At 63.1% G+C, this 25,263-nt stretch carries 33 protein-coding genes and 1 tRNA gene; 22 read left to right on the top strand and 12 right to left on the bottom strand.

Annotated features, from left to right (window positions below; all coding sequences use genetic code 11):
- Positions 1-337 precede the first annotated feature (337 nt).
- From ACK4E3_RS03440 to ACK4E3_RS03460, 5 genes are all read right to left on the bottom strand, one after another.
- Positions 338-2,200 (bottom strand): RHS repeat-associated core domain-containing protein, encoded by a 1,863-nt coding sequence (locus ACK4E3_RS03440; protein WP_409696383.1) that lies wholly within the window; start codon positions 2,198-2,200, stop codon positions 338-340.
- Between the two features lie 586 nt (positions 2,201-2,786).
- Positions 2,787-3,497 carry a hypothetical protein gene (locus ACK4E3_RS03445; RefSeq protein WP_409696386.1) on the bottom strand — a complete coding sequence of 237 codons (711 nt, stop codon included), beginning with the start codon at positions 3,495-3,497 and terminating at the stop codon, positions 2,787-2,789.
- A gap of 24 nt (positions 3,498-3,521) precedes the next feature.
- Positions 3,522-3,893 carry a hypothetical protein gene (locus ACK4E3_RS03450; RefSeq protein ID WP_409696388.1) on the bottom strand — a complete coding sequence of 124 codons (372 nt, stop codon included), beginning with the start codon at positions 3,891-3,893 and terminating at the stop codon, positions 3,522-3,524.
- A 486-nt stretch (positions 3,894-4,379) separates the two neighbouring features.
- Positions 4,380-5,303, bottom strand: coding sequence for an RHS repeat-associated core domain-containing protein (locus tag ACK4E3_RS03455; RefSeq protein WP_409696391.1), 924 nt, complete (start codon positions 5,301-5,303; stop codon positions 4,380-4,382).
- A complete protein-coding gene (locus tag ACK4E3_RS03460; protein WP_409696394.1) occupies positions 5,236-6,051 on the bottom strand; it encodes a TrmH family RNA methyltransferase in 816 nt (271 codons plus the stop codon). The genes ACK4E3_RS03455 and ACK4E3_RS03460 overlap by 68 nt, the downstream gene beginning before the upstream one ends.
- Positions 6,052-6,241: 190 nt before the next feature.
- Here ACK4E3_RS03460 and ACK4E3_RS03465 point away from each other — a divergent pair.
- Positions 6,242-6,316 (top strand) — tRNA-Asn (locus tag ACK4E3_RS03465).
- A gap of 86 nt (positions 6,317-6,402) precedes the next feature.
- On the opposite strand, the gene ACK4E3_RS03470 is transcribed toward ACK4E3_RS03465, so the two are convergent.
- From ACK4E3_RS03470 to ACK4E3_RS03485, 4 genes are all read right to left on the bottom strand, one after another.
- The gene (locus tag ACK4E3_RS03470) at positions 6,403-7,344 is read right to left on the bottom strand and encodes a tyrosine-type recombinase/integrase (protein WP_409696397.1); all 942 of its coding nucleotides are present in this window, start codon (positions 7,342-7,344) and stop codon (positions 6,403-6,405) included.
- A gap of 43 nt (positions 7,345-7,387) precedes the next feature.
- Positions 7,388-7,795 carry a hypothetical protein gene (locus ACK4E3_RS03475; protein WP_409696400.1) on the bottom strand — a complete coding sequence of 136 codons (408 nt, stop codon included), beginning with the start codon at positions 7,793-7,795 and terminating at the stop codon, positions 7,388-7,390.
- Positions 7,796-7,856: 61 nt separating this feature from the next.
- Positions 7,857-8,165: a hypothetical protein gene (locus tag ACK4E3_RS03480; RefSeq protein ID WP_409696403.1), complete on the bottom strand. Its 309-nt coding sequence runs from the start codon at positions 8,163-8,165 to the stop codon at positions 7,857-7,859.
- A 111-nt stretch (positions 8,166-8,276) separates the two neighbouring features.
- Positions 8,277-8,624, bottom strand: coding sequence for a hypothetical protein (locus tag ACK4E3_RS03485; RefSeq protein WP_409696406.1), 348 nt, complete (start codon positions 8,622-8,624; stop codon positions 8,277-8,279).
- 194 nt (positions 8,625-8,818) lie between these two features.
- Here ACK4E3_RS03485 and ACK4E3_RS03490 point away from each other — a divergent pair, with 194 nt between their 5' ends.
- The gene (locus tag ACK4E3_RS03490) at positions 8,819-9,094 is read left to right on the top strand and encodes a hypothetical protein (protein ID WP_409696409.1); all 276 of its coding nucleotides are present in this window, start codon (positions 8,819-8,821) and stop codon (positions 9,092-9,094) included.
- Positions 9,095-9,302: 208 nt separating this feature from the next.
- Here ACK4E3_RS03490 and ACK4E3_RS03495 read toward each other — a convergent pair whose 3' ends face one another.
- Complete coding sequence (locus tag ACK4E3_RS03495; RefSeq protein ID WP_409696412.1) at positions 9,303-9,623, bottom strand: helix-turn-helix domain-containing protein; 321 nt, start codon at positions 9,621-9,623, stop codon at positions 9,303-9,305.
- A 106-nt stretch (positions 9,624-9,729) separates the two neighbouring features.
- Here ACK4E3_RS03495 and ACK4E3_RS03500 point away from each other — a divergent pair, with 106 nt between their 5' ends.
- From ACK4E3_RS03500 to ACK4E3_RS03545, 10 genes are all read left to right on the top strand, one after another.
- Positions 9,730-9,948 carry a hypothetical protein gene (locus tag ACK4E3_RS03500; RefSeq protein ID WP_409696415.1) on the top strand — a complete coding sequence of 73 codons (219 nt, stop codon included), beginning with the start codon at positions 9,730-9,732 and terminating at the stop codon, positions 9,946-9,948.
- A gap of 333 nt (positions 9,949-10,281) precedes the next feature.
- Positions 10,282-10,674, top strand: a complete 393-nt coding sequence (locus tag ACK4E3_RS03505; protein WP_409696418.1) for a hypothetical protein — start codon at positions 10,282-10,284, stop codon at positions 10,672-10,674.
- Positions 10,671-11,825, top strand: a complete 1,155-nt coding sequence (locus ACK4E3_RS03510) for a ParB/RepB/Spo0J family partition protein (RefSeq protein ID WP_409696421.1) — start codon at positions 10,671-10,673, stop codon at positions 11,823-11,825. Before ACK4E3_RS03505 ends, ACK4E3_RS03510 begins: the two co-directional genes overlap by 4 nt.
- Positions 11,826-11,830: 5 nt before the next feature.
- Positions 11,831-12,247: a RusA family crossover junction endodeoxyribonuclease gene (locus ACK4E3_RS03515; RefSeq protein WP_409696424.1), complete on the top strand. Its 417-nt coding sequence runs from the start codon at positions 11,831-11,833 to the stop codon at positions 12,245-12,247.
- Positions 12,244-12,807 carry a GcrA family cell cycle regulator gene (locus ACK4E3_RS03520; protein ID WP_409696427.1) on the top strand — a complete coding sequence of 188 codons (564 nt, stop codon included), beginning with the start codon at positions 12,244-12,246 and terminating at the stop codon, positions 12,805-12,807. The genes ACK4E3_RS03515 and ACK4E3_RS03520 overlap by 4 nt, the downstream gene beginning before the upstream one ends.
- The gene (locus ACK4E3_RS03525) at positions 12,804-13,124 is read left to right on the top strand and encodes a hypothetical protein (RefSeq protein WP_409696430.1); all 321 of its coding nucleotides are present in this window, start codon (positions 12,804-12,806) and stop codon (positions 13,122-13,124) included. The genes ACK4E3_RS03520 and ACK4E3_RS03525 overlap by 4 nt, the downstream gene beginning before the upstream one ends.
- A complete protein-coding gene (locus ACK4E3_RS03530) occupies positions 13,121-13,300 on the top strand; it encodes a hypothetical protein (protein ID WP_409696433.1) in 180 nt (59 codons plus the stop codon). The genes ACK4E3_RS03525 and ACK4E3_RS03530 overlap by 4 nt, the downstream gene beginning before the upstream one ends.
- Complete coding sequence (locus ACK4E3_RS03535) at positions 13,297-14,688, top strand: replicative DNA helicase (protein ID WP_409696436.1); 1,392 nt, start codon at positions 13,297-13,299, stop codon at positions 14,686-14,688. The genes ACK4E3_RS03530 and ACK4E3_RS03535 overlap by 4 nt, the downstream gene beginning before the upstream one ends.
- Positions 14,685-15,503 carry a hypothetical protein gene (locus ACK4E3_RS03540; protein WP_409696439.1) on the top strand — a complete coding sequence of 273 codons (819 nt, stop codon included), beginning with the start codon at positions 14,685-14,687 and terminating at the stop codon, positions 15,501-15,503. The genes ACK4E3_RS03535 and ACK4E3_RS03540 overlap by 4 nt, the downstream gene beginning before the upstream one ends.
- On the top strand, positions 15,503-16,315 hold the full coding sequence (locus tag ACK4E3_RS03545; protein ID WP_409696442.1) for a DNA cytosine methyltransferase: 813 nt from the start codon (positions 15,503-15,505) through the stop codon (positions 16,313-16,315). The genes ACK4E3_RS03540 and ACK4E3_RS03545 overlap by 1 nt, the downstream gene beginning before the upstream one ends.
- A 30-nt stretch (positions 16,316-16,345) precedes the next feature.
- On the opposite strand, the gene ACK4E3_RS03550 is transcribed toward ACK4E3_RS03545, so the two are convergent.
- Complete coding sequence (locus ACK4E3_RS03550) at positions 16,346-16,612, bottom strand: hypothetical protein (protein WP_409696445.1); 267 nt, start codon at positions 16,610-16,612, stop codon at positions 16,346-16,348.
- A gap of 3 nt (positions 16,613-16,615) precedes the next feature.
- A complete protein-coding gene (locus ACK4E3_RS03555; RefSeq protein ID WP_409696448.1) occupies positions 16,616-16,900 on the bottom strand; it encodes a hypothetical protein in 285 nt (94 codons plus the stop codon).
- 292 nt (positions 16,901-17,192) lie between these two features.
- On the opposite strand from ACK4E3_RS03555, the gene ACK4E3_RS03560 reads away from it, so the two are divergent.
- From ACK4E3_RS03560 to ACK4E3_RS03605, 10 genes are all read left to right on the top strand, one after another.
- Positions 17,193-17,804 (top strand): hypothetical protein, encoded by a 612-nt coding sequence (locus tag ACK4E3_RS03560; protein ID WP_409696450.1) that lies wholly within the window; start codon positions 17,193-17,195, stop codon positions 17,802-17,804.
- Between the two features lie 154 nt (positions 17,805-17,958).
- Entirely contained in the window at positions 17,959-18,792 is an 834-nt protein-coding gene (locus ACK4E3_RS03565) for a hypothetical protein (RefSeq protein WP_409696453.1), read from the top strand.
- On the top strand, positions 18,785-20,329 hold the full coding sequence (locus tag ACK4E3_RS03570; RefSeq protein ID WP_409696456.1) for a hypothetical protein: 1,545 nt from the start codon (positions 18,785-18,787) through the stop codon (positions 20,327-20,329). The genes ACK4E3_RS03565 and ACK4E3_RS03570 overlap by 8 nt, the downstream gene beginning before the upstream one ends.
- Positions 20,330-20,671: 342 nt before the next feature.
- Positions 20,672-20,971 (top strand): hypothetical protein, encoded by a 300-nt coding sequence (locus ACK4E3_RS03575; RefSeq protein ID WP_409696459.1) that lies wholly within the window; start codon positions 20,672-20,674, stop codon positions 20,969-20,971.
- Positions 20,971-22,506, top strand: coding sequence for a portal protein (locus ACK4E3_RS03580; RefSeq protein ID WP_409696462.1), 1,536 nt, complete (start codon positions 20,971-20,973; stop codon positions 22,504-22,506). Before ACK4E3_RS03575 ends, ACK4E3_RS03580 begins: the two co-directional genes overlap by 1 nt.
- Complete coding sequence (locus ACK4E3_RS03585; RefSeq protein WP_409696465.1) at positions 22,506-22,790, top strand: hypothetical protein; 285 nt, start codon at positions 22,506-22,508, stop codon at positions 22,788-22,790. The genes ACK4E3_RS03580 and ACK4E3_RS03585 overlap by 1 nt, the downstream gene beginning before the upstream one ends.
- Entirely contained in the window at positions 22,765-23,505 is a 741-nt protein-coding gene (locus ACK4E3_RS03590) for a hypothetical protein (RefSeq protein WP_409696468.1), read from the top strand. The genes ACK4E3_RS03585 and ACK4E3_RS03590 overlap by 26 nt, the downstream gene beginning before the upstream one ends.
- Positions 23,506-23,524: 19 nt before the next feature.
- Positions 23,525-24,457 carry a major capsid protein gene (locus ACK4E3_RS03595; RefSeq protein WP_409696471.1) on the top strand — a complete coding sequence of 311 codons (933 nt, stop codon included), beginning with the start codon at positions 23,525-23,527 and terminating at the stop codon, positions 24,455-24,457.
- Between the two features lie 15 nt (positions 24,458-24,472).
- On the top strand, positions 24,473-24,868 hold the full coding sequence (locus ACK4E3_RS03600) for a hypothetical protein (protein WP_409696474.1): 396 nt from the start codon (positions 24,473-24,475) through the stop codon (positions 24,866-24,868).
- Between the two features lie 14 nt (positions 24,869-24,882).
- Positions 24,883-25,239, top strand: a complete 357-nt coding sequence (locus ACK4E3_RS03605; RefSeq protein WP_409696477.1) for a hypothetical protein — start codon at positions 24,883-24,885, stop codon at positions 25,237-25,239.
- Positions 25,240-25,263: the final 24 nt, after the last annotated feature.

A 25,263-nucleotide genomic window follows, 5' to 3' on the forward strand; every position in this document is an offset into this window, starting at 1 on the left:
CGACACCCATCAGAAGATTGGTTTGTGTATTCGCAATAATTTACGACCCTACCCCCTCCCCTGATAATTTGACCGTAGTGAATATTTTGCCCCGGGTAAAAATCAATCGCTTCGGCAATGGGAATCCTTCGAATAATCGATTCATCGTTATTAATATATGTTATCAAGCCGCGCGGAGCCATGATGTCGCCCGTATAATAGTAAATACCCTGAAATGTTGTAGTTTCGCCGACGGTTTGCGCATATAGCGGCGGCCTGTAGGCGCAGGCACTAATAGAGGAACCGGCACTAATGATAGATAAAACTGCACAAGCGCGCAGCATGTTAGATATTCCAATCATCTAAGCCTCCCCTGAAAAAGGTTAAGGACGTCATTGATTCGTTGCGCGTCACTCGGTTGATCCCTACTCTGACGAGGCCGGGCATTTCCTGCCAGCAATGTAAACCTGTATCGACCATTCTGAAATTCCAGCACACCCACTCTACCTCCATGGACGATGAAATTTGGCAATCCTTGACTGAGCGGATTATCATCTCCAGGTCCGGGCGCGATGGTTCCGCCATTTTCCGCGTGACCGTGTTGTACACCGACCGCGTCGGTGGGAGCCGTTCCTAATGAAACAGCAACCCTATCTCTCTCGCTTCTGGCATTCACTCGCTCGGGTTGCGCGTAGTCAAAGCCATCACCTGCAGCCACGATGTATCTCGCCCTCTCGCCTGTAGTCAGGGCTTCATCTTCATCTCTCACTCTGAAAGTTGAACTATTGGCCACCGCGTGAATTCTGACCTCTTGCGAAGCGACGACGTCGGAGTAAGCTGTATTTTCAGTGTCAGCTTCCCAGCATTGTGGCGTGCCGTCCTCGCAGGGCCTCTTACCATCCGGATCCGTGAGATTCACCGGATCGAGGCGGACGTAGAGGGTGAGGTTCGGATCGTCCTTTGTGCCGATGGGATCGGTTGAGAGGAACTGGCCCAGGCGGGGGTGGTAGTATCTGGCCCGGTACTGATAGAGCCCGGTCTCGGAATCGTACTGGCGGCCGGTGTAGCCGAACACGCCGCCCCCTGCTCCCAGGCCCGGCGGCATCTGGCCGGGGCTGGCGAACTCGCCATAGGGCGAATAGCTGGCCGTCTGCACCGCATGGCCCGAGGCATTGGTGACGGCGATGACACTGCCCTGATGATCGGTGTGGAACCAGCCCACCTCGCCGCTGGCAGAGACCTGCGCCACCCGCCGGTCCATGGCGCCGGTGCCGTCGGGAATGAAGCGGCGCAGGATCACCCCGTTCGCATCCAGCTCGGCCACCTCGTCGGCGCCCGACCAGAGCGTGCGGGTCATCACGCCGTTGACGATCTTGACCGTGCGCCGGTCGTCGCCGTCATAGGCGTATGTGGCCGTCATGCCCGGGCGGCTGGCGCCCACCAGACGGTTGCCGAAGGTGTAGCTGTAGGTGTTCACCCCATCAAAGGTCAGGTTCGCGTCGTCATCGAAGGCGTTGGCCCGGGTGACCGACCCTTGAGTTTCCGAAGCCACCTGGTTGAGGGCGTTCACGGCACCGTAAGTGCGGGCATAGCCCAGCGTGGGCTGCCACTCGAAGGCCTGCGGCTGGGTGTTGCCGATCGAGGTCACGCGCCCCGAGGCGTCGTAGCCATAGGTGAAGGTCACCGCACCGGTCGGCGAGCCCGCCGCAAAGCCGTGCGAGAGCGTGGCCAGGCGATGGTCAGGGCGCCACGTCCACTGGCTGGCCACCCCGTTGCTGCGTGACAACCCCGTGGGGCGCGACAGGGAGTCATGCGTCCAGCTCGCCGTCTGGCTGGTTCCGCCCCCGGCAAAGCTCACGCTCAGGGGCCGGTTCGCAGCGTCATAAGTGTAGCTGGCCCCATAGCCGTCCGGCCAGGTGATGCCGGTGCGGTTGCCCGCCGCGTCATAGCCATAGGCGAGGATCAGGCTGAGCGCGCCGGATGCCGTACCGTTGGGTCGCACCTGATCGGTGACAAGACGGCCAGCGGCGTCATAGCCATAGCCGCGCACCTCTCGCAGGTGCGTGTCGGACCAGGTGCTGGAGGTCTGCACCGATACGTCCCGCCATACCGGGCGCCCGGCCAGATCATAGCTGGCGCGGATATGGCGGCCCACCATCTGGGCCGCGCCCTCCTCATACTCCCAGACATGGTAGTCGCGACCGGCGCCATCGTAGAACACCTGTGCGCGCAGGCCCGAGCGCTGGCGGCGATCATGTCTTGGATCAGCGGACCGATAGGCCGGCCTGTTGACGCCTGCACTGCACTAGACATTCGAGCATCTATAACGACATCGCGGGTGGCGGGAACCGCTGGACCTCGCAAACCGCGGCGGATCAGCTATTTCGCATTTCTAGCGAGCTATCTGTTCTGATCAGCCTCAACTGGCTCATAGCGTCGAACGTTAGTGATCACGTTGGCGCGAATGACACCCGCCTCCTCATCATAGTCGCAGTCACACTGGGCCTCAAAAAGGCCGACCCCCCGCTGATCTGGGTCAGCCCTTATCAATTCAAGTACTTTTCGGCCCAGATTGTAGCGCTCTTCTACCTCAATGCTCGAGATAGAAAGAGGCAGTACATAGACGCAGTTACGAGTGACAAATGCGTATCCTGACTCGCCGGACTCTTCTCTGAGAAAGACGATTTGCTCCATTCCCGGTAAGTTTACATCCGCAAGCTCCGCCCTACAGGCGTCAAGTAAAGATTCAGACCTGACGCATCCAATTAGTGACAATGATGCTAGAGTGGCAGTGACCATCAGTCTATTCATCGACGCCTTATCCTGAATTGCTCCGGAACATCTGGGCAGCGATTTGCACACGCAATAGCAGCCCCAATGCCGGCTCGGTGATGGCTTTCTGCCCCTATCTCACGAGCAGATTGAACTCGTCCCTCAAGACTATTTCTCACAAGAAAGCCCGTAAAATAAGCGGGCAGTTCGGCATTATAACGACTTTGCCAAGTGTCGCGGATGGCCCAGCCCGCTCGGAATTGTAGAATGTGCCCGCCCTCATGAGCAATACCTTCCACTAAGCTAACCTCGTCATTTTCGCGAAGATCTACGGTCACAATGATGCTATTATCAGATTTCCTCACGCTGAGCGAAGCCGCGGAGGTTGAGAGGTCGCCCATACGAACAATGACTCCGTTGCTATCGCCCAGTTCGCCGTACGCATTGATAGCAGCTAGCGCAATCCGGCGGTGCCTCGCATTCTCAATATTGCCCGCCGCTTCAAGAGCTCGAAGACGAGCCTCCTCAAAAGCGGAGCAATCTTGGTTTGGAGCGCACTCGTAAAGTCCTGTTGGGTCTGTGTGATTCACGGGGTCAACGCCAACATACAGCGTCAGGTTCGGATCGTCCTTTGTGCCGATGGGATCGGTGGAGAGGAACTGGCTGGTCTCTAGAAATATGGGCGCGGGGGGTAGCGCGCGTGCGGTATTGATAGAGGCCGGTCTCGGCATCGTATAGGCAAACACGCAACCCCAGATCCTAGCCTTGAGTCAGTACTCTATTAAGGAATTAATTCTGACCCAGATGCCGCCATCATCTAGACTCCATATCTCGACATCGACTTTCGGGCCCTCAACAGGGAATATGAGATAATTAAATCGGTAACTATCGCTCAAAGAAATAGTGCCGCTCTGAGTGGTTATGCCTGTCTTAAAATCTGGCAAATCAAAAGTATGATGATTTTCAGAGCTAATGGTGACGTCAGCCCCGCCTTCAAAATAAGGGCGCACCATAAAAGCGATGCAATCCTCATTAGAAGCTATCAACTTCTCGCCTATATCTAGAGGGGCGAAATCCTCGGCATAAGGATCGGAGAGAAACATCACTGGGTGTTCCAACATGATCTCAAGGTTGGCTTTCATGTCATTGCTCAGGTCGACGGGGTGGCTGACGGGGGGCGGGGGCGGAGGACAGTTTGCGTCGCAATCACCAAAAAATGTCGATCGGCTCGAAATGACCCCTGCTCAAATCTTGCTCGGATTCGTAGAAGGCATAACTAGCCACATAGCACAACCTCCATACTTCTAGCAGCTTTTCCGCGTGGTGTTCGTCAGGAATAAATACGTGAAATTCGCCTATAATACTATCCATGACGCATGCATAATAATAGTTTGTGCCCGTCGATGTTTTTACTGTACGGCTAATCATAAGGTTTTGCAGACAGTATTCCTTTGTTTTGTTTGACACGATATGGTGAATGTTATACCCGTCTGCGAGATTGGCCGGTTCGCAGTAGCTGTTAGAAAAACACCGACTTGCGATTTGATGCGCAATGCTCTCGCTCGGCGTGGGGCATTCAGCTGACGCACAGCCGTGCAAGGCCGCAACCAACATATAGATGAACTTATTCACTCCACAGTCCCCCAAGCGAGGAAGTTGTATCTTCTCGTTATGGTTACGCTCACGGGGGCACCCTCCATTCTCAAGCGCGGCCGGACGGCTAAAGGAACTCCAGGCCCTAACCTCAGACCATCTGGGCTCAATCCCCATGCCCGTATTGCTGCGTTATGCATTCGACTCACCCCATCAGGCGCATAGCCAAAATTTCCCGTCCTAAGCGCCATGGAACCTACAAAATAATACCCTCTCGGGCCGAGATCACTATTGGGAATAAACATGCCTGATACAGCACCGGAAAATCTCCCGATCTCACGGCCGCTAGGAGATCGCGCTGCATCAATCCAGTTCATATTGAAGCCGTGCAAGCGGGCACGTTGCGGCACATTAACGGGAACGCCTTCCGTCACAGCGCGTAGAGCATATGCACGATAGTAACCCCCGCTGTTGACGCTATTTTGAATATCAGTCCCGATATCGATCGATGTTTCTAGGCGCCACGCTCGAGGATCAAGGTAGTACATGCCTCCTTGGCCCGATGCATATTGCCGTTGAAGCCCCAAGGTCGACTGATCAGAGCTGGCCGTGTGCTCCGCCTCCCCCCAGCTTCCCCGGCAACGGGGGTCGGTGACACATAGGCCAGATGGATCCGTGTGATTCACCGGATCGCCCAGCACATATAGCGTCAGGTTCGGATCGTCCCTGGTGCCGATGGGGTCGGTGGAGAGGAACTGGCCCAGCCTCGGGTGGTAGTAGCGTGCGCGGTACTGATAGAGGCCGGTCTCGGCATCGTACTGGCGGCCGGTGTAGCCGAACACCCCGCCCCCTGCCCCCAGGCCCGGCGGCATCTGGCCGGGATCCACCGGCTCAGCCGCGCCGGGCGAGCTGATGCAAGGCGAGCTGATGCAGGGCCAGAGCGCCCGTGACCGCCACATTGAGGGAATCGAAGCCGCCGCTCATGGGAATGCGCACGGTGCGTGTGCGCGCGAGTACCTCCGGCCTGAGGCCCGGCCCCTCGCTGCCCAGCAGCAGGGCACAGCGCCCCCGGGCGCGCACATCGGCCAGCACCTCGGCCCCCGAGGGCGACAGGGCCAGCACCTCGAAGCCGTGGGCCCTGAGCGACGTCAGCATGGCCTCGCCGTCCATGCGGGCAAAGGGCACGCGCAGGGCCGCCCCGACCGAGACGCGGATGGCCTTGCGATAGAGCGGGTCACAGCAGTGAGAATCCATCAGGACGGCCCCGGCTCCGAAGGCCGCCGCATTTCGAAACAGCCCGCCCATGTTGTCGTGATTGCCGATGCCCATCAGCGCCAGCACACGCGCATCAGGCCCGAGACTGCCCAGCAAGGCATCGGGTTCAGGCTCTGGCCCACGCAGGCCGATGCCCAGCAGGCCGCGGTGAAGGGGAAACCCGGCGATGGCGTCCATGACCGGTTGGGGCGCGCTGTAGACCGGCACGTCTTCGCCCACGACGGACAGCCACGCGCGCGCGCCATCCAGACGGTGAGAAGCGATCAGCAGCGACTCAGGCACAAAGCGCGTGGCCGGGTCGATCAGGTGACGCAGCACCACCTCGCCCTCGGCGATGAAGCGGCCCTGTCGGCCCACCAGATCGCGCTCTCGCACCTCGCGATAGGGCTGGATACGCGGATCATGGGGCTGATGGATTTCGATAACCTGCATTAACTGCACCTTAACCAAATCACCGCGATTGAAAGGATGTCTTCAGATTTCTGAGACACCCCACCATCACCGAACTCCCGCCCGGCCCCGGAAAATCCAGGGTCGGGTTTTTTCATGGCCCGTCGCTGCGCTGAGCGCTTGCATGAGCGCAAGAGGGGCTGCTATAGGGCGCGCCTTCCCGAGCAACTGTTCCGCGGTAGCTCAGTGGTAGAGCAGCCGACTGTTAATCGGCTGGTCGTAGGTTCGAATCCTACCCGCGGAGCCATGCTTTCAAGCACTTAGCCGGGCCACAGCCAAAACCGTCCAACCGTGTCCAACCGAACCGTCCAACCGGATGTTCGGCTCTCGTTCCTACATCAGCCCCCGCTTGGCCTGCGCGTTGGCCGCAACCTGGCTGTCGCGGGGCAGATACCGCTGAAGGATCGAGTGCACGCTCTGTATCGCATGACCCGTGATCGCGGCGATCTCCGGAACCGTGCATCCGGCCCTCGCCAACTGGACCACGCACGAGTGCCGCAGCCACTTCAGCTTCAGGTCGCGGGCACCATCCGAGACCGCCTGCTCGCGCACCCGCGCGAAATCCTTGCTCGCCGCCGTGTCGTCTGCCTCGATCAAGGGGCCGCGCATTCTCACCCACGGCCGCCCCGTGCGCGGGTTGTGGAACAGGTGTAGGCGCTCGCCCGCATTGACAGCCAGACGATCCCGCAGGCCCCGGCTCACAGGAATGGCGACCGGCTCATCCGTCTTGGACTGCTCGAACCGGAAGCAGCCATGCTCGGAGTCGTAGTGCTCGCCATAGCGGAACAGGTAAACGTCGGTCAGGCGCTGGCCAATCTCCCACATCGTCAGGATCACCGCGCCCATCTCCTGCTGGCCGACCTTCTCGGCAGCGGCCACATAGGCGTCAATGTCCGACTGCTCCCAGATGCCAACCCGCGTCTTGACCGCCCGGACCCGGATGCCGCGCGCAGGGTTGTCCGCCCGCCAGCCCAGATAGATCGCCTGATCCAGCACCATGCGAAGCACCACGAGCAGCAGACGCCGCGTCGTCGGCCGATCATCGAACAGGGCGATGAACGACTCCACGGCCGGCCGGTTCAGCGTCGTAGGGTCCGGGTGGCCAAGGCTGGAGGACCAGGCGGAAATGTAGGTGGCCGTGTGGGTGTAGCCGCGCTGCGTTCTCGGCTTGGCATCCTTGAACTGCTGGCTCTGCTGCCACGTCCGGATCAGCGTCTCGAAGGTGCGCTCGTTGCTGACCGGCTGATTGCCCCTTGCGGCCTCGAGTCGGGCCATGAGGCGCCGGGCATCGGCCTGAATGCGGGCCAGCTCGCCAGCGTCAGCGAGATCCCCGGTCCTTCCCTGCGATGGCAGCGGTATTGTCGCAGGCCAGCCGGAGGGCCGGTGTCTTTCCGGCACCTGAAAATATACCCGGCGCGTGCCGTCCTTCCTTGGCGGCAGGTTCAGGCCCGGCTTTATGACGACGTATCTGCCCAGATCGAGCGTGATCGAGTTGCTCGCGCGTGACTTCCCACGATTGTTCGGTCGGTTTGCCATGGTCATCGTCTTTCAGGTTCAGGGCCCGGATCACATCGGCCCTGGCGAACAGGTCTTGCCGTCCCCGATCTATGGGGCTCAGGTCGATTTCGCCGACGGCACGTTTGCGCTGGAGGGTGCGCCTGGACCAGCCCGCCAGAGCGCAGACCTCTGCGGTCGTCAGCCTGAAGGGCAGGTCCGTAACGCGCATCAGTCTTGGCCCACGGGCTTCGTGCCCGGCTGACTGCGACCCCGGGTGTAGGGGCTGGCGATCATGCCGTGAGCCAATCGTCTTCATCGTCCATGATGACAGTCTCCGAGCCGTCATACTCTTTGATGCGGAAACGACGGCCTTCCGTGACCCACTTAATCATTAGGTTCTCTGCGCCGCCCAGGTAGGCGGCAGCCGCGATTTCCTTGGCCCGCGCCTTAACAGCGGCCAGGTTTCCCGCTTCGACCGCCGCGACCAGAACAGGGTCAAACAGGAGGACGGGATAACTGGTGTTCCACGAATACCAGCCCGCCCCGTATCCGGGGCTGTAGAGAACGGCCACCTTGCCGTCCCGAGTTACTTTTTCCATCGCTATTCTCCTTGTTCGGGGGCGGGGTGGGTGTAGAGGGGTTGGACGTCGAACCACGACTGCTCTAGGCCGGGTTCATTGAATGGAGGCCGCTTTTCACGGAACTTCCAATCAACGCGCGTCACCTCCCCATCGAACACCCGCCGACAGCGAGACGCCCTCGGGCAGGCTCGTGACGCTGGGGAGGTCGAGCCATCCACCCGCCGACAGCGAGACGCCCTCGGGCAGGCTCGTGACGCTGCGCAGGTCGAGCCCGCCACCCGCCGACAGCGAGACGCCCTCGGGCAGGCTCGTGACGCTGCGCAGGTCGAGCCCGCCACCCGCCGACAGCGAGACGCCCTCGGGCAGGCTCGTGACGCTGCGCAGGTCGAGCCCGTCGCCCACAGTAAACGCATTGCCATCGCGCTCATACGCGATGCTGTGCTTGTCCAGATACTCTGCGAGCTGGTCGGGGGTCATGTCGTCTCCCATCGGCTGGTGCCGGTTTGATGCCCACACCTTTGCAATCTGCAAACACTGCTGTCAAGCGAATATGTTTGCATTATGCAAAGATCGTCACGCGGCAATGCGACAGCTTCGGTCGCATGACTTTGCAGGAGCGTGTTGACTCGGTGGTCCGAGCGAGGAATCAGTTGCGGCGAAGGGAGGGGGCCATGAGCAATGCGACCGTCTATTTCGTGCAGACCTATTGGAAGGACCGCCTGCGCCTGAACATGGGCGTGCTGAGATCGGCACCGTCGGAAGCCAGCGCCCGGGAGATGGGCGAGCGCCTCAGCCGACGTGAGGATGGAGTGATCGTTTATTGCCTGAAGGGATGCACCGACCTGGATGTCTGGTCAGAACCGATAACGCTGGCCGTCTATGGTGAGACGCCGCTCACGCCTGCGGGTGACAACAGCGCCATCAGCAGAAGCGACATGAGCACGTAGCCCGCCACCGCCAGCCCATAGGCCCAGCGAGGCACGGAGGATCGCCCGCGCGTGGCAAGATAGAGAATGAGAGACGGCGGCCCCCAGACAAGGGCTGCGTTTACAAACGTGATCGTAAGCGCGACGGCCAGCCCGCCGGGATGCCCGAACGGAAAAGTCAGGACGAGGACGGCCACCGCCCCGGCCAGATAGAACATGGTGCGCCCCGTCACGCCGCCCGCGTGAAGGTCTTGAGGACCGCCAGCGCCTGCTGCCGCTGATCCTCCGGTATCGCGCCCCAAACGTCCAGAACCTCGCTCGGTATGTCATCCGGGTGATGTTCGAGCAGGTGGCCGGGCGTGGTGCCCAGGGCCGGGGCAAGTTTGCGCAGCCATTTGGGCGAGAGCTGCCGCCTGCCGCTTTCCAGCAGACTGATGACGCTGCCGGTCGTGCCGACCATCTCGCCCAGCTTCTCCTGCGAGAGCCCGCGATGCTGGCGCCAGTCCGCAAGGAAGTTGGCTCTCGGAACCTCGAAGTGCGTATCGCTCATCCCTTGCATTATGCGAACGCCCCCCGCCTCCGTCCTTAGACAGACTGCAACGGTCATATCCATCGGAAGGCTTGCCAAGATGTTTGCATTATGCAAAGGGTAGGGCGTGAGCCAGACAGACACCAGAGACCTCGCCAGACGACTTCGCTCGATGGGCATCAGCGAGAGCTATGCCAGTCAGCTCGTCAATGGGCGCCGCGTGCCGTCGATGCCGCTGGCGCTGCGCATTCATCATGAGATCGGCGCGAAGCTCGGCCCGCTGGATGGCGTCGATGACGCCGACATACCCGCCTTGCGGCGCGTTCACGGCCTTGAGGCTGCTTGAGATGAGGCGGGGGGCGTTCATGGCCAGCGCGCGATTGCGGAACCAGCCGTCATTGATCCGTTTGCGTTCGCGAAGGGTTCACCGAGCCCCCCCGGTGCAATCCTTTAGCGACGGGGGGGTGGGCGGCCTCGTGGCCTGCCCCCCCAACCATCTCGCTCAGTATCCGGGTTGCAGCCCGGCTCCTGATGTCAGCAAGGCGCTCGAACTTCGCCTTCGTCTGCTCGGTTTCCGACCGGGCCAACACCCGCCAGCGCGAAGCGGCGACTGCGTTCTCTATGGCCAGGCCAATCTTGGTCATCTCTCGAAATCCCGTCCCTTCAGACAGGTGCAAACATGACCTGTCTGGAGCTGCAAAGCATGGGGAAAAACCCGCACATTCTGTCGGAGCGACTGAGCGCATTCCTGCGCCGGAGAGTCAACGCCAAGGGCCTCGCCGTCGCCATCGAGTGCGACCCGCGCACCGCTGAAAACATACTGGCCGGCCACTGGCCCAACGCGCGCCACTGGCTCGGCATCTCCGCAGCCTTTGGCCACGATGTGATCGAGGCCGTGTTCAGCCCGCAGACCGCCGCCGACAGGCTGGCGACAGAGGTTCAGGCCCTTGAACGACAACTCGACGAAACGCGCCGCCGTGCCGAGGAGGCTGCACGCCTTACGGCTCGCTGTGAAAAAACTGCTGCTCAGCCTGCGCGCCGCGTCCGACCAGCGGGGAGGAAAGCCGCGTGACTGACCTGATGGCCGATGACGAGAAACCCGGCACGATTACCGGCGGACACGACGGGCTCCTGACCGGGCCGGACGGGATCTCCATGCCCATGCGGCTGCACCCCCTGTGCAGCCTCTTTCCCGAGATGCCCGCCTCCGAGTTTGCCGAGCTGGTCGAGGACGTGCGCCAAAACGGTGTGCGCCGCCCCTTGACCATGCTGGATGGAATGATCCTTGATGGCCGTCACCGATACCTGGCGGCGCGCGAGGTGGGCGTCGGCTATCGCACGGTCGAGTTCGCGGGCGAGAACCCGCTGGAGTTCGTCATCTCGGAGAACCTGCGGCGGCGGCACATGAACGAAAGCCAGCGCGCCATGATGGCCGCTAAGCTGGCCAGAATGGAGCCCGGCAGACCGGCCCTGAAATCCGCAAACGTGCGGAGTATTTCTGCGGGCGCTGCCGCCCAGATGCTCAATGTCTCGACGCGCAACGTCGAGAAGGCGCGCAACGTCCAGCGGAATGCCGCGGCTCCCGTCCGTCAGATGGTCGAGCGCGGCGAGGTGTCCGTCTCTGCCGCAGAGGCGGTGTCGAAGCTGCCGGGTGACACGCAGAAAGCCTTGGCCGGACAGGGGCCGGAGGTGGTGCGCGCTGCGGCCCGCCATGTGCGCGACGATCAGGCGCTGACACGCTGGAAAACGCGCGTCGATCATCTGCTCAGGCAGGCTGACGACGGCGAAACCCCGCTGGTCGGAAAGGCCAGCACGCCGATAAGCATCGCGCTCCACCTTCTCGTCAAGGGGCACCGGGACGCAGCGGCGATGCTGGCGCAGCAGTGCGGGATCAGCTTCGAGGGGCTCGCGGCGGGCATGGAAGCCCTGACGACTGCACGCGAAGATGCCGAACGGGTGCAGCGCGAAACCGCCATAGTCATCACGGCGATCATGCACACTCGCATCATCGTCGAGGAGGCGCGAACCCTGCGCCCGGTCCATGACGACCGCATGGACGATGACGACCGCATGGTGCAGGCGTGGCGCCAGGGCTGGGCTGATGCGGTCCTGCTGCGTGAGCCCGGTGCCGATATCGTGGACCCCGTGCTGCATGATGCTGCTCTGGGTGGCGCTGACGCCTTTCGGCGCAGGTTCGCTGACTTCATGGCGACCAGGCTGTGACGCGGGTGGTTTCTTTCCATGTGCCGGGGGAGCCTCGCGGCAAGGGCAGGCCCCGTGGTGCCGTCATCGCCGGGCGCGCACGCTTCTACACCGACCAGCGCACCGCTTCGTATGAGAACCTCGTCACCCTCGCCGCTCGTGAGGCCGTGGGCAGCGAGCCCCTCGTCACGCCTGTGGCCATCTTCGTGACTGCCTGGCTGGCCATCCCCGCCTCGGCCTCGCGCAAGGCTCGTGAGGCCATGGCCCGAAACGAGGTGCGCCCGGTGAAGCTGCCCGACCTCGACAACGTGGTGAAGGCGGTGCTCGACGGCTGCAACAAGGTCGCCTTCATGGATGACAAGCAGGTCGTCTCCATCAGCGCCTCGAAACTCTACCGCGAAACGCCCGGTGTGGATGTGGTCATCAGGGAGGTGCTGCCGTGAGCCGCTGGACCGAGACAGAACAGAAGACCGCGCTCTCGATGTGGAAAGACGGACAATCTGCGGGCGAAATCGCCGCAATACTGGATCGCACCCGCGCCAGCGTTATCGGTTTCGTGCATCGCAACCTCGGGCCTCGCCGGGATCCATGGGAAGCCCAGCGTCAGGCCCAGCGGATTGCTGCTCGCAAATCCCCGCGGACTCCCAAGCCGCCAAGACAGCCGAAGGCCCCATCGGTTCGGAAGGGGCGCTCTCTCGCCAAGGAGACGACCGCGCTCGTCAACAGGCTGCGCGCCGCTCCAACCACAGCAGAAACCCTCGCGCACCGGGCACAGGGCCTGAACACCATCGCGCAGCTGGAGACACCGCCAGCGGATGATGCGCCCCTGCTGATATTCCGCCCGGCCAGTGCCTGTGCATGGCCGCTGGGTCGGCCCGCTCGCCCGGCCGAGCAACGCTGCTGCGGTGCCCGCACGAGCGGTGACGGGCCTTACTGCGACGAACACAGCCAGCGGGCCTATGTGGCCGCCCCTACAGCAGACCTCGGAGAAATTGCAGCATGAGACAGGTATCGGAATGGCTGATACTGTGCGACCGCGCGGAAGCGATCGTAACCGAGCAGGCGCTTTCAGATCGAGGGCTCGAATCCTCCGGATACGTCGAGGAAAAGGCCCGCCTGCTGGCCATGCGGGCAGGCAGGCTGACCCACCACACTCCCAGCCAGCAGCCGATGATGGCGCTGTGCAATACCCTGCGTTGGGCCTGCAATGCGTGGTGGGTGATGGATCCCATGGACCGCGCGGTCTTTGCCCCCGTCCTCGCGGGTGCCGCCTCAGCTCTGCGCTCTGCTATCACCGGGCAGGAGCAACAGGCCGCATGAAGTTCCTGGATGCGCGCGGCACCGTTGTCCGCACCTACGCCAACCGCGACGGAGAGATCGTCGCCCTGATCCGCTGGACCCGTGGCACGGGACCATCCACCGTGCCCGGAGACGGGCTGCGCGATGGCCAATCCGTCCGCATCATGGCAGGGAGCGGGAAGGTGGTGCCAGCGTGAGCACCATCGAGTTCGAGCAGGGCCTGATCGGTGCTGTGTTGCTGGAAAACAGCGCGCTTGGCGAACTGAACGAGCCCATTCCTCGCGAGGCCTTCAGCGAGCCCGCCTATCGAGAGCTGTGGCCGGTGGTCACTGCGCTCATACAGGCCGGTCGCCTGGCCGATCCCCTGCCCGTGCTGGAAAAGGCTCCGTGGCTGGATCAGGCGTTCGCAGATGTTGGCGGTGGCCTGCGTCATCTTGCAGACCTGATCGACAAGGCGCCGCCTACACGCAGCGTGCCCGCTTATGGTGACGCGCTGATGCGCGGGCTGCGGCGTCGCGTGCTTCGTGAGCTGGGCGGGGAGATGATCGCCCAGGCCGACCAGAATGCCGACCCCTTCGACATCGCATCCAAGGCCGAGAGCCGCATCGCAGAGATGGTGCGCGCGGCCGCCCCCGATGGCGCCAGCATGATCAGCGCCCGTGAAAGCGTGGATGCCACGATCACCCGTCTGATCGACGATCAGGCCGCGGGGCGCACGCGCGGCCACATGACCGGGCTCCGCTGCTTCGATCACCGCATGGGCGGACTCGTGCCGGGACGAATGCTGGTGCTAGCCGGGCGCCCCTCGATGGGCAAGACCGCCCTCATGCGTGCAGCAGCGAACGGATGCGCCCGCCGTCACCCGGATCACAGCGTCATCATCTTCTCGATGGAGATGACCGACGAGGAACTGGCCAAGCGCACGCTCGCAGAGCTGGCCTACGAGGCGGGCGATGCGATGCAGTATCAGGACTTCGACCGGCCTGACCAACGCCTGACACGCGATCAGGCAGAGAGTCTGAACAGGTTCAGAGGAAGCGCCCCCGCCAATCTCGTGTTCGATGCCACGCCGCACGTCAGCGCCGATTATATCCGCCGCCGCACCCTGTCAGCGTGTCGATCCAGACCCGTCGCAGCGGTATTTATCGACTACCTGCAAATAATGGATCGGAGGATCGATGGCCGATGGCAAAGCGAGCAGAACGCCGCCGCCGTTCTCGGGCATATCACCTCGTCTCTCAAGCGGTTAGCGAAAGAGGCGGGCGTGTGCGTTGTTCTGCTCTCGCAGCTCTCGCGTCAGGTCGAACAGCGCGAAAGCAAGCGCCCCCTGCTCTCTGACCTGCGAGAATCCGGTTCCATCGAGCAGGATGCGGACGCAGTGTCGTTCGTCTATCGCGAGTCCTACTATCTGGAGCGGCAGGGACCGGCGAAGGGGATCAGCGAGACCGAGCACGAGCTGGCCATCGAGAGCGTGCGCAATGTCATGGAAGTGATCTGCGCGAAGCAGCGCGCGGGATCCATTGGCACTGATCGCCAGCGGTATCTGGCCGGGTTCGACGTCATCGACAACGAGGTGGCCGCATGAGCACGGTCGCATTCATCCGCAGACTTCTGGACGCAGGCTTCACCCACGATCAGGCCCTCATCGCCGCAGAGGCTTTCGAGGCGTGCGCCCCCGAGCCCGCTCCACAGCGCTCCAAGGCCGCCGAAAGACAGGCTCGCTATCGGGCCAGAAAGACCGCCGAAAGCGGCTCCGACGATGTGCATGGCGTTACGTCACAGCGTAACAAAACGTCACGCGTTACGCTTTGTGACGCCCCCTCCCCTTCCCTTGAGGTTTCCCCCCAGACCCCCCTTCCTAAACCCATCCCTACCCTACCCCCTTCGCCCCCTAAAGGGGGCTCTTCCCCCACCGGGGAGGATGCCGAACCCGACGAGCCACCCCCTGCCAAGCCGAAAAACGTCGATGAAGCCGAAACCGTCGCCAGGTTCTGGAACGATATCGCAGCGGCAAACGGGCTGGCCACGGTGTCGAAACTCACCGAGGACCGACGGCGGAAAATCCGGGCAAGGCTGCGGGAGCACGGCCTCGAGGGGCTGCAAGCCGCCATCCGGGCCGTGCCACGGTCGCGGTTTCTGGTCGGCGAGAACGACCGCAGTTGGCGCGCCGGGTTCGATTTCGTGCTTCGTCCGGAGTCGTGCGCCAAGCTGATCGAGGGCGGCTACGGCGACGATCGCAGGCCAGCCGTGAGCCAGGCAGACCCGCCCGCCCCCGTCGATTGGGGCAAGCGCCTGAGCCTGTGGCAGAGCGAGAGATACTGGCCCGAGCAGGTCTATGGGCCACCGCCCGGCCAGCCCGGTTGCCGGATGCCTCCCGAGATCATGCAGGGGGTGCAGTGATGACCCGGCCCCTCGCCATCGACCTGTTTTGCGGATTAGGGGGCTGGACAGAGGGCCTGCTGTCCGAGGGCTGGCGCGTGCGCGGATACGACATCGAGGCGCACGAATACGGCGACGAGCGCTATCCGGCAGAGCTGGTGCTGGCGGATGTGATGAGCCTGCACGGGGCCGACCTGGCCGAGGCCGAGCTTATCGTTGCGTCACCGCCGTGCACCGAGTTTTCCTACATGGCGATGCCGTGGGGCAGGGCGAAGCAGATTGCTCGCGCGCTTCGGGGCGAGGACGAGTTTCCCGAGGGCTACAATGGTTCGCGCACCGTTGCCGAGCTGACGGCGCTGTTCAATGCCTGCTTTCGGCTCCAGCGCGAGGCCAACGAGGCGGCTGGGCGGGACATCCCGATGATCGTGGAAAATGTGCGGGGGGCCGTGCCATGGGTCGGAAAGGCCGCGTGGAACCACGGCAGCTTCTATCTCTGGGGCGACGTTCCGGCCCTGATGCCCGAGGTTGTCGGAGCGAGAAAACTCCCCGGCTGTGGTCACGGCTGGAAACACCCTGACGACCCGCGCCATACGCCGGGCCTGGATTTTACACGGCTGGCGGGCAAAGCAGCGGACGGGATCAAACAGGCCGGGCTCACCGGCCTGCGGGATAACGGCAAAGGGTCGCGCTGGTTTCAGGACGGAGCCGCTCCGAGCGGCTCCAAATCCAGCGCCCGCAAGGCAGCCAGCGCCAAGATCGCGAAGATCCCGCTGGCGCTCTCGTCGCACATCGCCCGCGTCTATCACCCTGGCGCGATCGAGGTGGCCGCATGAGCGCGCCCAGCCCTATGACCGCGAGACGGGTTAGCGGGCGGCATCTGCCAGCTGCTCGGCCAGCTTGGAGCAGGCCTCGGCGCGGGCGGTGAGATGCGCGGCCAGCTCGGACAGGATCGCAGGATTGATCCGATATTCGTTGCCTGCCTCGGCGGCGGCCTTGATCCGCTGCACGGTGCGATTTTGGTTGTTCACCAGCGGCCAGCCCAGCAGCCGCGCCGTGGGCTGTTGCCAGTTGTCGCCAAACAGCGCCCGACCAGCGGCGCAGAACAATTCGGCGTTGGTCGGTTTGGTCACGGCTCATGCCTCAGCGCGGTAGCTGACACGCCCGACAAGCGTGCCCTCGGTCTCCAGCCTGGCTATCTCACGCTCGGATTGACCGTCGTCGACATTGTAGTCCGCCGGAACCTCATAGACGTGGTAGCCCGCTTCGTTGCCGAAGGAAAAACGCGGCACGGTGTCATATTCGCGCGTCTCGCCGCCTATCTCCTGATCGATCTTGCGGCAGGCATCAATCGGATCGGCTGCGTCGGTGACGCCCCAAATGTAGCCGGACGGATTGTCGATAATAGCGTAGCGTGTCATCTGTCTCTCCGTGGTCGACCTCGGTCCATGCCGTGGTCAGTGACGTAGTTCTACGACACCTCGCACCTTCTGTCAACACCGGCCCGTCACCGGCACCAAATCACCCCGAAACGCAGTCAAGCCGAAATCGTGTCAAGCCCCTAAATAAATCCACAGATCGCCGCGAAACCCAAGCCAGCCAACGACTTCACCAGAAACCCGAAAACGAGTGCGTTGTGGCGAAAACCAAAATCCGCGCACTCTCCCCCCCGGACCCCCCCGGCACTCAGTCAGAACGAAATCAGAGCGCGACATGGCAGGCTCACCACTGAAACGCGCTAAGCAGGCCGCCAAAGTCCCGCCAGAGATCGAAGCCACCAGACCAGACCTCTCCAAGTCCCCCCACACCCCAGACAACCCCGCACAGCCCAGCACAGACACCTTCGCAACCATCCTCGATCTCGCCAGACACGGGTTCAGCACCACCGAAATCGCCGCTTACTTCGCAGTCCCCGAAGAGACGATGACAGAGGACTGGCCTGAAACGCATCCCGAGCTGAAGGCCGTGCTCCGTCTCGCTCGGACGCGCGAAAAGGCGTGGTGGCTAAGCCAGCCGAGGTTGGCGATCACCCATGACAACAACAGGTTCGCCGTCGGTCCCTGGTCTCACGTTATGCGCTCCCGTTATCCGGAGTTCGCCGATCTGCCTCCGATCAACACGGCGATCAACATCGGGTCGCTGGTGCGGATCAACCGCGTTCACCCTGACGACCTGGTGCGGATGGTGGAGCAGTTGGGCGAGTCGGTGTCCCGGCAGCTGATACGTGATCAGATGGCTGTGAGCCCCAAGGTCTTGACGGATAAGGGGACCGTCCAACCGGGCGCTAGTTGGACGCCTGAAAACGAGGCCGAAACCCGTGAATGAAGCCCGACCGGCCCGAGGTGTGGCGATCCCCCGGTCTGGGGCGGAGGGGGGGGTAGGGAAAAAACGCGCCGCCATGGCCCCCAATGGGCATCGCCCCCCCGATTTTTTACCCCTACCCCCGTTTGTGGGGCTGGGTTGGTGAGGGGATATTGAGATGGTTCGTCGGACGCCTGTTGGTCGGGATCGGGAGCGTGAGAAGCGCTTGGGGTTTGTGGAGTTGTCGGGTGGCTCTGGTCGTCTTCGTCGCGATCTTGAGTCTGGTGTTTTGGTTCCGCGCCGGTCGCGTGGTGTTCAGTCGGTTGATGGTGGTTCGCGTTTGCTGGTGGGTGGTGAGGCTGGGGATGGTTCGCAGCTGTTGATTGTTGAGGGTTCTGTTCCGGAGGGTGAGGAGACGGCTGAGGGTGCGTTGGTGGCGTTTCGTGGTGGGCAGTTCTGGCGTCAGGGTGCGCAGCAGCAGATGCAGCGATTGGTGCTGGTGGAGGATTTGGCGAGTGTGGGGTCTGTGGATTGGGAGGACGTTGTTGAGGTTGAGCTACCTGGTGAGGTGACGACGGAGGATCAGTTTGTGGTTGCGGCGTCGCTGAGGGTTTCTGGTGATCCGGTGACGACGAGCACGCTGATCGAGAATCCGACGGGGACGTGGCGGATATTTGAGCGTGATGGTTCTGGTGATGAGGCTACGCAGCGACTTCTGATGAGTGGTCGCTGGGTTTCGCAGGTCCGGGGCGATGATCCTCTTGAGCCTGGGGATCTGGATATTGTTTCCGTGGCGATTTCGGATGGGGATTCGTCACCGCCGCTGCAGGAGCAGGGTCCGACTTCGGTTTCCGGTTCGAGCCGTGAGCGATTTTTCAAGTTTGGTGGGGTTCAGCGGTTTGTGCTTCAGATGCGGCTGGATATTGGTCCTCCGAACCGGGGGCATCTTCTGGATGCTCTGATTTCGCTGCGGGTGACGGTTCGCTTCAACGTGGTCGACGACGATGGCTGATTTTCGGGAGTATGTGCCGGACGGCCTGGAGCTGCAGCGGTATCTGGCGTCGGCGCCGTATTCGAATCCTGCGGCTTACTGGAAGGCGCTGGCGTGCATTCAGGGACCGATCCGGTCTGGCACGTCGGTGGCGTCGTGTCAGCGGCTGATGGAAGCGGCGATGAATGTTCCCGCCATTGACGGGGTGCGTCGTTCGCGGTGGCTGATTGTGCGGAACACCTATCCTGATCTGGAGCAGTCGACGATCAAGACGTGGCTGGACTGGTTTCCGGAGAAGACCTACGGGCGATTTTACTGGTCGACGCCGTATGTCCACGAAGTCCGGATCGGCGATGTGGAGGCCGATTTTGTTTTCGAGAGCTTCAGCGGTGACGACGACATCCACAAGCTGCCGTCGCGGGAATATACCGGGGCCTGGATCAATGAGGCCCAGTTCTACTCGCTGCGCTTCTGTGTGACGCTGCTGGGCCGGACGGGGTATTACCCCCTGCCCTCGGGTCCGAAGTTCCTTCAGCTGGACATGAACGCGCCGCCGCATGGCCACTGGGTGCCGATGATGCGCGGCGACGTGCCGATCCCCGAGGAGATGACGGAGAACGAGCGGATTTCACTTCGTCAGCCAGCGGATTGGGCGTTTTATGTTCAGCCGCCGTGGCTGCTGGAAAAGAAGGGTCCGAACGGGGAAATCCTCGGCTACGACATCAACCCGGATGCGGAGAACCTTCGCGTCATGGGGGAGAAGGCGGTTCGGGCGCTGATCTCGGGCCGGACCCGTGACCAGATCGATGCCGAGCTGATGAACCGGGTTCTGATCCTTCAGCCGGGTCGGCCGGTGTTCCCGCAGTTCAGCCGTGATTTTCACGTCAGCAAGACGCCGCTGCCGCCGGTGCCGGGTGCTCGGCTGATCGTGGGGTTCGACTTCGGCCGTCAGCCGGCGATGGTGGTGGCGCAGTGCGTGGGCGGGCTCTGGACGGTGCTCGACGAGCTTCTGGGGTCGAACACATCGGCGGTGGAGTTTGCGCCTCTGTGCCGCCGCAGGCTGGCGCAGAAGTTCCCCGAGTGGATGCAGGAAGATGGTCCCGGGGTGGACTTCTGGGGTGACCCGTCCGGCAGCAACCGCCGCAGCGAGACGGACGAGCACACGGCGTTCGAGATTTTCGAGATGAACGGGATGCGTATCCAGAAGGCGGACAATGCCGGTCGGCGCGGCGTTCGGATCGAGACGATGACGTCGGTTCTGAATGCGAATGTCGAGGGTCGGCCGCGTCTGCTGCTTTCGTCGACGTGTGTGAACCTGATCACGGGCTTTGCCGGCGGCTACTGCTTCCGGCGCAAGCGGGTCAGCGGCTCGCCGGTCTATGAGGACGAGCCGGACAAGAACAGCCCCTATTCGCACCCCATGGATGCGCTGATGGAAATCCTGATGGGTGGTGGCGAAAGCCGGGTGATGCTCGGGCAATCGATGGCGCCGCCGAAGCGGATGAGCGCCATCCGGAAGATCAGCCCCTTTTCGCGGCCGGGGCGTCGGTTCGGATGATCGCGCAGTGGTATGTGTTCTTCGAGCGGGGGAGAACGCCGCTGGGCCATGTCTGGGCGATGGGCTTCGATCCTGATGGTGGCTGGGCGGTTGTTGATCCGCATCTGGGCTGGACCGAAGTCCGGGTGGTGGGGACGCCGCAGGCGCTGGCGCTGATCGGCGATGCGACGCCGCGCTGCTGGGGCATTCTGAAGGTCGATCGCGGCGAGCGGCGCGGGTGGTGGCCGGGCCTGTGGTGCGTGGGTGAGGTGCGTCGGCTTGTGGCGTCAAGGTCGGGTGCGTTGTCTCCGAGGGGGTTGTGGCGCGACCTTGTGCGGGCTGGAGCCGAACAGGTCTATCACCGTGAAAGTCAAGACACCCAAGGGCACCGAAGACCCGGAAGCGCGTGCTGCCCGTCAGCGGGAACAGGCGCGGGTTGATGCTGCCGTTCTGGAAACGACCCAGGAGAACCTCGACGACGAGACCCGGCGCAGGCTGCGCCGACTTGGGCGCCGTCAGGCCCTGGCGGGGGTAAGCCCCGGACGGCCCGGTCTGGGCGGTGGTGGTTCCGGTGGCGGGTTCATTCCCATCGGCGGTGGTGTCGGTGGCGGTGGCAGTGGCGGCATTGGCGGTGGTGATGCCGTGATCCGCGGGCTGGTCTGATGACGGTCAAGGAACTCACTCAGCGGCTTGGCGAGGCCCGCACCGAACGGGCGTCTCGCCAGAACCAGATCAACAACTACCTGCGCTTTGCCGATCCGACAGCCCCCCGCATTGGCGACAGCCTGCACAAGCCGCAGGATCGCAGCGACGAGGCCGATGACCGCTTCGACACCACGCTGAACGAGGTCGCAGAAGATTTTGCCGCCGACCTGATCGCGCGGGTGATGCCCCGGCAGTCGAACTGGCTGGCGTTCGAGCCCAACGAGCAGCTTCCCAAGGAGGTCCGCAAGCAGCTCGAGGAGCCGCTTCGCCTTCGCACAGCGACGATCTTTGACGCGATCCGGGCGTCGAATTTCTATGACGATGCCGCGCCGAACTGGGCTCTGGATCAGGGTCACGGCACGGCTTGCCTTCAGGTCACGGACCCTGGCAGCGGTCAGGAATTTCTGTTCGAGCACATCCCCGTCAATCAGCTCCTGATCCTGCGCGGCGAGCGTGGCCCGAAGCTGATTGCCCGCGAGTTCATGTGGGAGCTGGCCGAGGCGCTGGCCTACTGGCCGGGCTACAACTGGCCGGAACGGCTCAAGGCCGAGGCCCGCCGCACCACGGGTCAGTGCCGTCGCATCAACACCGTTCTCGCGGCGACGCGCATTGCCGATCCCGGCGGTGAGCGGTGGCGATGGCAGGTTCTGGTCGACGGCAAGCACCTGATCCACGAGGAGGAACTGACCGGGCGAGGATCGTGCCCGTTCATCCTGTCCCGCTGGCGCACCCATTCGGCGAGCGCCTGGGGTGTGGGGCCGCTGCTGAAATCGGTTCCGGATGCGATGACGCTGGATCAGGAGCGATACCTGATCCTGAAGAACCTCGGCTTCGCGGTTGACCCTGTGACGATGTATGACCACGACGGCGTGATCAACGTCGACGGCGGCGTCGCGCCCGGCGACTGGATTGCCCGGAGGGCGGGATCGAAGATTGACCGCCTGGACCCCGGCAATCTGAGCCCCGCCTATTACGAGCAGGGCCACCTGCAGGACAACATTCGACGGGCCGGGTTCCAGTCCGGTCCGCGTCAGCGTGGCAAGACCCCCCCGACGCTCGGGCAGTGGATGGACGAGAAGGCCGAGGAGGGCCGTCGGCTGGAGATGCCGACGGGCAAGCTCTACACCGAAGCCGTGATTGCCATCGTCTCGCGTGTCGAGCGTCTGCTTCTGGATCGGGGCGAGATCGACGAGACCCTGAGCGTTGGCGAGAAGGTGATCACGCTCAAGCCGTTGAACCCGCTGTCGCGCCAGCAGGACTATGAGCAGGTCCAGAACGCCCAGGCGTTGCTGCGGGAGTATTCGACGATTACCGGACCGCAGGTTCTGGCTGCCGAGGTCGATACCCGCGCCACCTTCGAGAACATGAAGGCGCGGCTTCAGGACACCCTGATCGAGATGAGGCCGGAGGAACAGGCCGACCCGTATCTTCAGGCGGTGCTGGGTCAGCCTGGCACGTCTGCAGGCCTAGAAGAGCCGATGCCGGAGGGCTGATGCCGAGCTACGACGAATTGTTCAGCCGCAACCGGAGCCGTGGGCCGCGCCAGCTCACGGCTGCCGCCCGCTCCGAGACCGAGGCCCTGATCAGCCTTACCAGTCAGCCGGAGTGGCCTGTCCTGCTGGCCTATCTGGAGCGTCGATACGACAGCCAGACGGTCGATCCGACGGCGCCCGACACGGGTGCGTTGTTGATGATCGAGGGCAGCCGCATCGTCATCCGCGATTTGAAACGTCTCGCGGATGAAATGGCGAATGTCGGAAGTAGCGAACACGACTGATGAAGGCGCGGTGGCCCCGATTGCGGAAGCGGTCGCGGAAACCCCGGCCGTTTCGGGTGCAGCGGAAGCCGCTTCGGGTGAAGGCGCTCCTGCTACCCCGGAGGCTGCGGCTGCAGTTGCTCACGCCCCCCTGCGTCCCGAGGCCCTGAGCGATGAGTTCTGGGATGACCAGAACGGGGTCAAGGTCTCTGATCTGGTTCACGCCTACAACGAGCTGAAGTCGAAGGCCGACGCGGCGGTCGAAGGCGTTCCCGAGTCGCCGGACGGCTACGAGGTCGGTGTTTCCGAGGCGGTGACGATCCCCGAGGGGTTCGAGGTCAGCGTCGACAGGGACGATCCGCTGCTGAAGGAAGTGGCCGCCGTTCTGCACGAGGCCGGTCAGCCCCAGCAGGTGATGCAGAAGCTGATCGACGCCTACGCCAAGGTTCAGATCGCGGGCCAGCAGCAGGCGGTCCAGCGTGACGTGGAGCAGATGCAGGCCCTCGGCGAGCGTGCCGGAGCCCGCGTCGAGGCGGCGAAGAACTGGATCACGGCCAACCTGCCGTCGGCGCTCGCCGAAGCCCTTCTGAACAACATCGGCCCCGCCGCAATCCCCGCCATCGAGCACATCGTGAAGATGCGTTCGGGTCCGTCGGTGCCTTCGGGCGTCGGCGTCCAGGCCAATCCACTGGATGGCCTTCGGGGAGAAGCCCTCCTCGAAGCCCTCCGCACCTGACGAATAAGAGGACGCTCTCATGCCCGCTCAAAATCTTGTCGAATACGCCAAGGGCCTGGAGCCCGGTGTTCAGAAGGCCTTCGTGGAGATGTTCGCTCAGACGAGCGACATTCTCGCGGCCCTTCCCCTGCAGGCTGCCCCCGGCGGCTCTTACCGTTACGACCGCGAGGCCGCCCTTCCCGGCGTGGCCTTCCGTGGCATCAACGAGAGCTACACCCAGACCACGGGCGTCATCAATCCGCTGGTCGAGCAGACCTTCATTGCGGGAGGCGAGATCAAGGTCGACAAGGCCCTGATCCGTCGATTCGGCTCTGGCCGCCGTGCCCGCGAGGAGAAGATGCAGGTGAAGTCGCTGACCCGCGCCATCACCAACACCATCATCAATGGTGCGAACGCCAGCAACTCCAAGGAGTTCGACGGCATCAAGACGCGCTTGACCGGTTCGGCCGTGACGGCCAACTCGGCGGCTTCGGGTGGTGCGGCGCTGTCGCTCTACAATCTGGACCGCGCCATCGACAAGGTGATGGAGCCGACGCACATCATCATGTCGAAGGCGATGCGCACCCGTCTGACCCAGGCGGGCCGCAACACCGGTGTCGGCGGCTATGTCGCGCAGACCAAGAACGACTTCGGCAACACCATCACGACCTACCGCGATCTGCCGATCCTGGTGGGCTACGAGGATGAGGTCAACGACACCAACCTGTTCCCCTTCAACGAGGTGGCGTCGGGCGGCGGCAGTGCGGTCACCACGTCGATCTATATCGCCTCCATGAAGGAGGGGATGTTCACCGGCCTTCAGGTCGAGCCGATGGACGTGAAGGACCTGGGCGAGCTCGATGCGAGCCCGCACTACGCGACCCGCATCGAGTGGGACTTCGGCATCTGCATCGAGCATCCGTCGGCCCTTCACCGCCTCACCTCGATCACCGACGCCGCGATTGTGGCCTAACCCGGAGCGCCAGAGATGCAAATCCAATACGCTTACGACGCCGAACTGGTGCTGCACGACGGCACTGCGGTGACGACTTCCGCCAACGGCTCGCGCACGCATTATGACGTTGGCGCCGCTGCCCGCTTCCCCGCTGCTGCGGTGGTCGAGGTCACGGCGGCTGACGCTGCCGACGCCAACGAGACCTATGATGTGATCATCCAGGGCTCGACGGACTCGGCGTTCACGACCCCGATCCAACTGGGTTCGATGACGATCACGCGCGGTGTCACCGGTCGCCGCGTCATCCTGTTCGACAATCAGCAGGCTGGCGTGACCTATCGCTACATCCGGGTGCGCTTCGAGAATGGCGGCACCACGCCGTCGATCTCGGCTCGCGTGTTCCTGTCTCAGCTTTTCCCGCTGTCGTAAGGGGCGGTTGAGACATGAGCGTCCAGTTCGTCAATCCTGACGCCGGCCACGGCCTCGCCCTGATCACCGACATGACCACGGGCGAGGTCATCCGCTGCTGGCCTGCCACGGCCATCGAGAACGTGGCCAACGGCCAGGGGCGTTTCGAGCATGGCGATCAGTCGGCCAAGGTTCCGTCAGATCGTCGCCGCGCCCCCGAGCCCAAGGGCGATGAGCCCGCCATCGCGCTGAAGGAGGAAGGCACACTGCCTCTTCCCGACGATGCGAAGCCGACCGGCGCCTTCAACGGCGCTGACGAGTCCAAGTTCGACCACGATGGGGACGGCAAGCCCGGTGGCTCGCGGCCCCGTGGCCGTCCTCGCAAGAACTGATCTGCGGCCTTCGCAGGCTGCGGC

Source organism: Brevundimonas sp., from assembly GCF_046299595.1.
GTDB lineage: Bacteria > Pseudomonadota > Alphaproteobacteria > Caulobacterales > Caulobacteraceae > Brevundimonas.

Coding starts and splice junctions, on each gene's coding strand:
- ACK4E3_RS03450 (WP_409696388.1), bottom strand. CDS start 3,893: ATGAAAGCCAACCTTGAGATCATGTTGGAACACCCAGTGATGTTTCTC.
- ACK4E3_RS03455 (WP_409696391.1), bottom strand. CDS start 5,303: ATGTGGCGGTCACGGGCGCTCTGGCCCTGCATCAGCTCGCCTTGCATC.
- ACK4E3_RS03460 (WP_409696394.1), bottom strand. CDS start 6,051: ATGCAGGTTATCGAAATCCATCAGCCCCATGATCCGCGTATCCAGCCC.
- ACK4E3_RS03470 (WP_409696397.1), bottom strand. CDS start 7,344: ATGGCCCGACTCGAGGCCGCAAGGGGCAATCAGCCGGTCAGCAACGAG.
- ACK4E3_RS03475 (WP_409696400.1), bottom strand. CDS start 7,795: ATGCGCGTTACGGACCTGCCCTTCAGGCTGACGACCGCAGAGGTCTGC.
- ACK4E3_RS03480 (WP_409696403.1), bottom strand. CDS start 8,165: ATGGAAAAAGTAACTCGGGACGGCAAGGTGGCCGTTCTCTACAGCCCC.
- ACK4E3_RS03485 (WP_409696406.1), bottom strand. CDS start 8,624: ATGACCCCCGACCAGCTCGCAGAGTATCTGGACAAGCACAGCATCGCG.
- ACK4E3_RS03490 (WP_409696409.1), top strand. CDS start 8,819: ATGAGCAATGCGACCGTCTATTTCGTGCAGACCTATTGGAAGGACCGC.
- ACK4E3_RS03495 (WP_409696412.1), bottom strand. CDS start 9,623: ATGAGCGATACGCACTTCGAGGTTCCGAGAGCCAACTTCCTTGCGGAC.
- ACK4E3_RS03505 (WP_409696418.1), top strand. CDS start 10,282: ATGACCTGTCTGGAGCTGCAAAGCATGGGGAAAAACCCGCACATTCTG.
- ACK4E3_RS03525 (WP_409696430.1), top strand. CDS start 12,804: ATGAGACAGGTATCGGAATGGCTGATACTGTGCGACCGCGCGGAAGCG.
- ACK4E3_RS03530 (WP_409696433.1), top strand. CDS start 13,121: ATGAAGTTCCTGGATGCGCGCGGCACCGTTGTCCGCACCTACGCCAAC.
- ACK4E3_RS03540 (WP_409696439.1), top strand. CDS start 14,685: ATGAGCACGGTCGCATTCATCCGCAGACTTCTGGACGCAGGCTTCACC.
- ACK4E3_RS03545 (WP_409696442.1), top strand. CDS start 15,503: ATGACCCGGCCCCTCGCCATCGACCTGTTTTGCGGATTAGGGGGCTGG.
- ACK4E3_RS03555 (WP_409696448.1), bottom strand. CDS start 16,900: ATGACACGCTACGCTATTATCGACAATCCGTCCGGCTACATTTGGGGC.
- ACK4E3_RS03560 (WP_409696450.1), top strand. CDS start 17,193: ATGGCAGGCTCACCACTGAAACGCGCTAAGCAGGCCGCCAAAGTCCCG.
- ACK4E3_RS03565 (WP_409696453.1), top strand. CDS start 17,959: ATGGTTCGTCGGACGCCTGTTGGTCGGGATCGGGAGCGTGAGAAGCGC.
- ACK4E3_RS03570 (WP_409696456.1), top strand. CDS start 18,785: ATGGCTGATTTTCGGGAGTATGTGCCGGACGGCCTGGAGCTGCAGCGG.
- ACK4E3_RS03580 (WP_409696462.1), top strand. CDS start 20,971: ATGACGGTCAAGGAACTCACTCAGCGGCTTGGCGAGGCCCGCACCGAA.
- ACK4E3_RS03585 (WP_409696465.1), top strand. CDS start 22,506: ATGCCGAGCTACGACGAATTGTTCAGCCGCAACCGGAGCCGTGGGCCG.
- ACK4E3_RS03590 (WP_409696468.1), top strand. CDS start 22,765: ATGTCGGAAGTAGCGAACACGACTGATGAAGGCGCGGTGGCCCCGATT.
- ACK4E3_RS03595 (WP_409696471.1), top strand. CDS start 23,525: ATGCCCGCTCAAAATCTTGTCGAATACGCCAAGGGCCTGGAGCCCGGT.
- ACK4E3_RS03600 (WP_409696474.1), top strand. CDS start 24,473: ATGCAAATCCAATACGCTTACGACGCCGAACTGGTGCTGCACGACGGC.
- ACK4E3_RS03605 (WP_409696477.1), top strand. CDS start 24,883: ATGAGCGTCCAGTTCGTCAATCCTGACGCCGGCCACGGCCTCGCCCTG.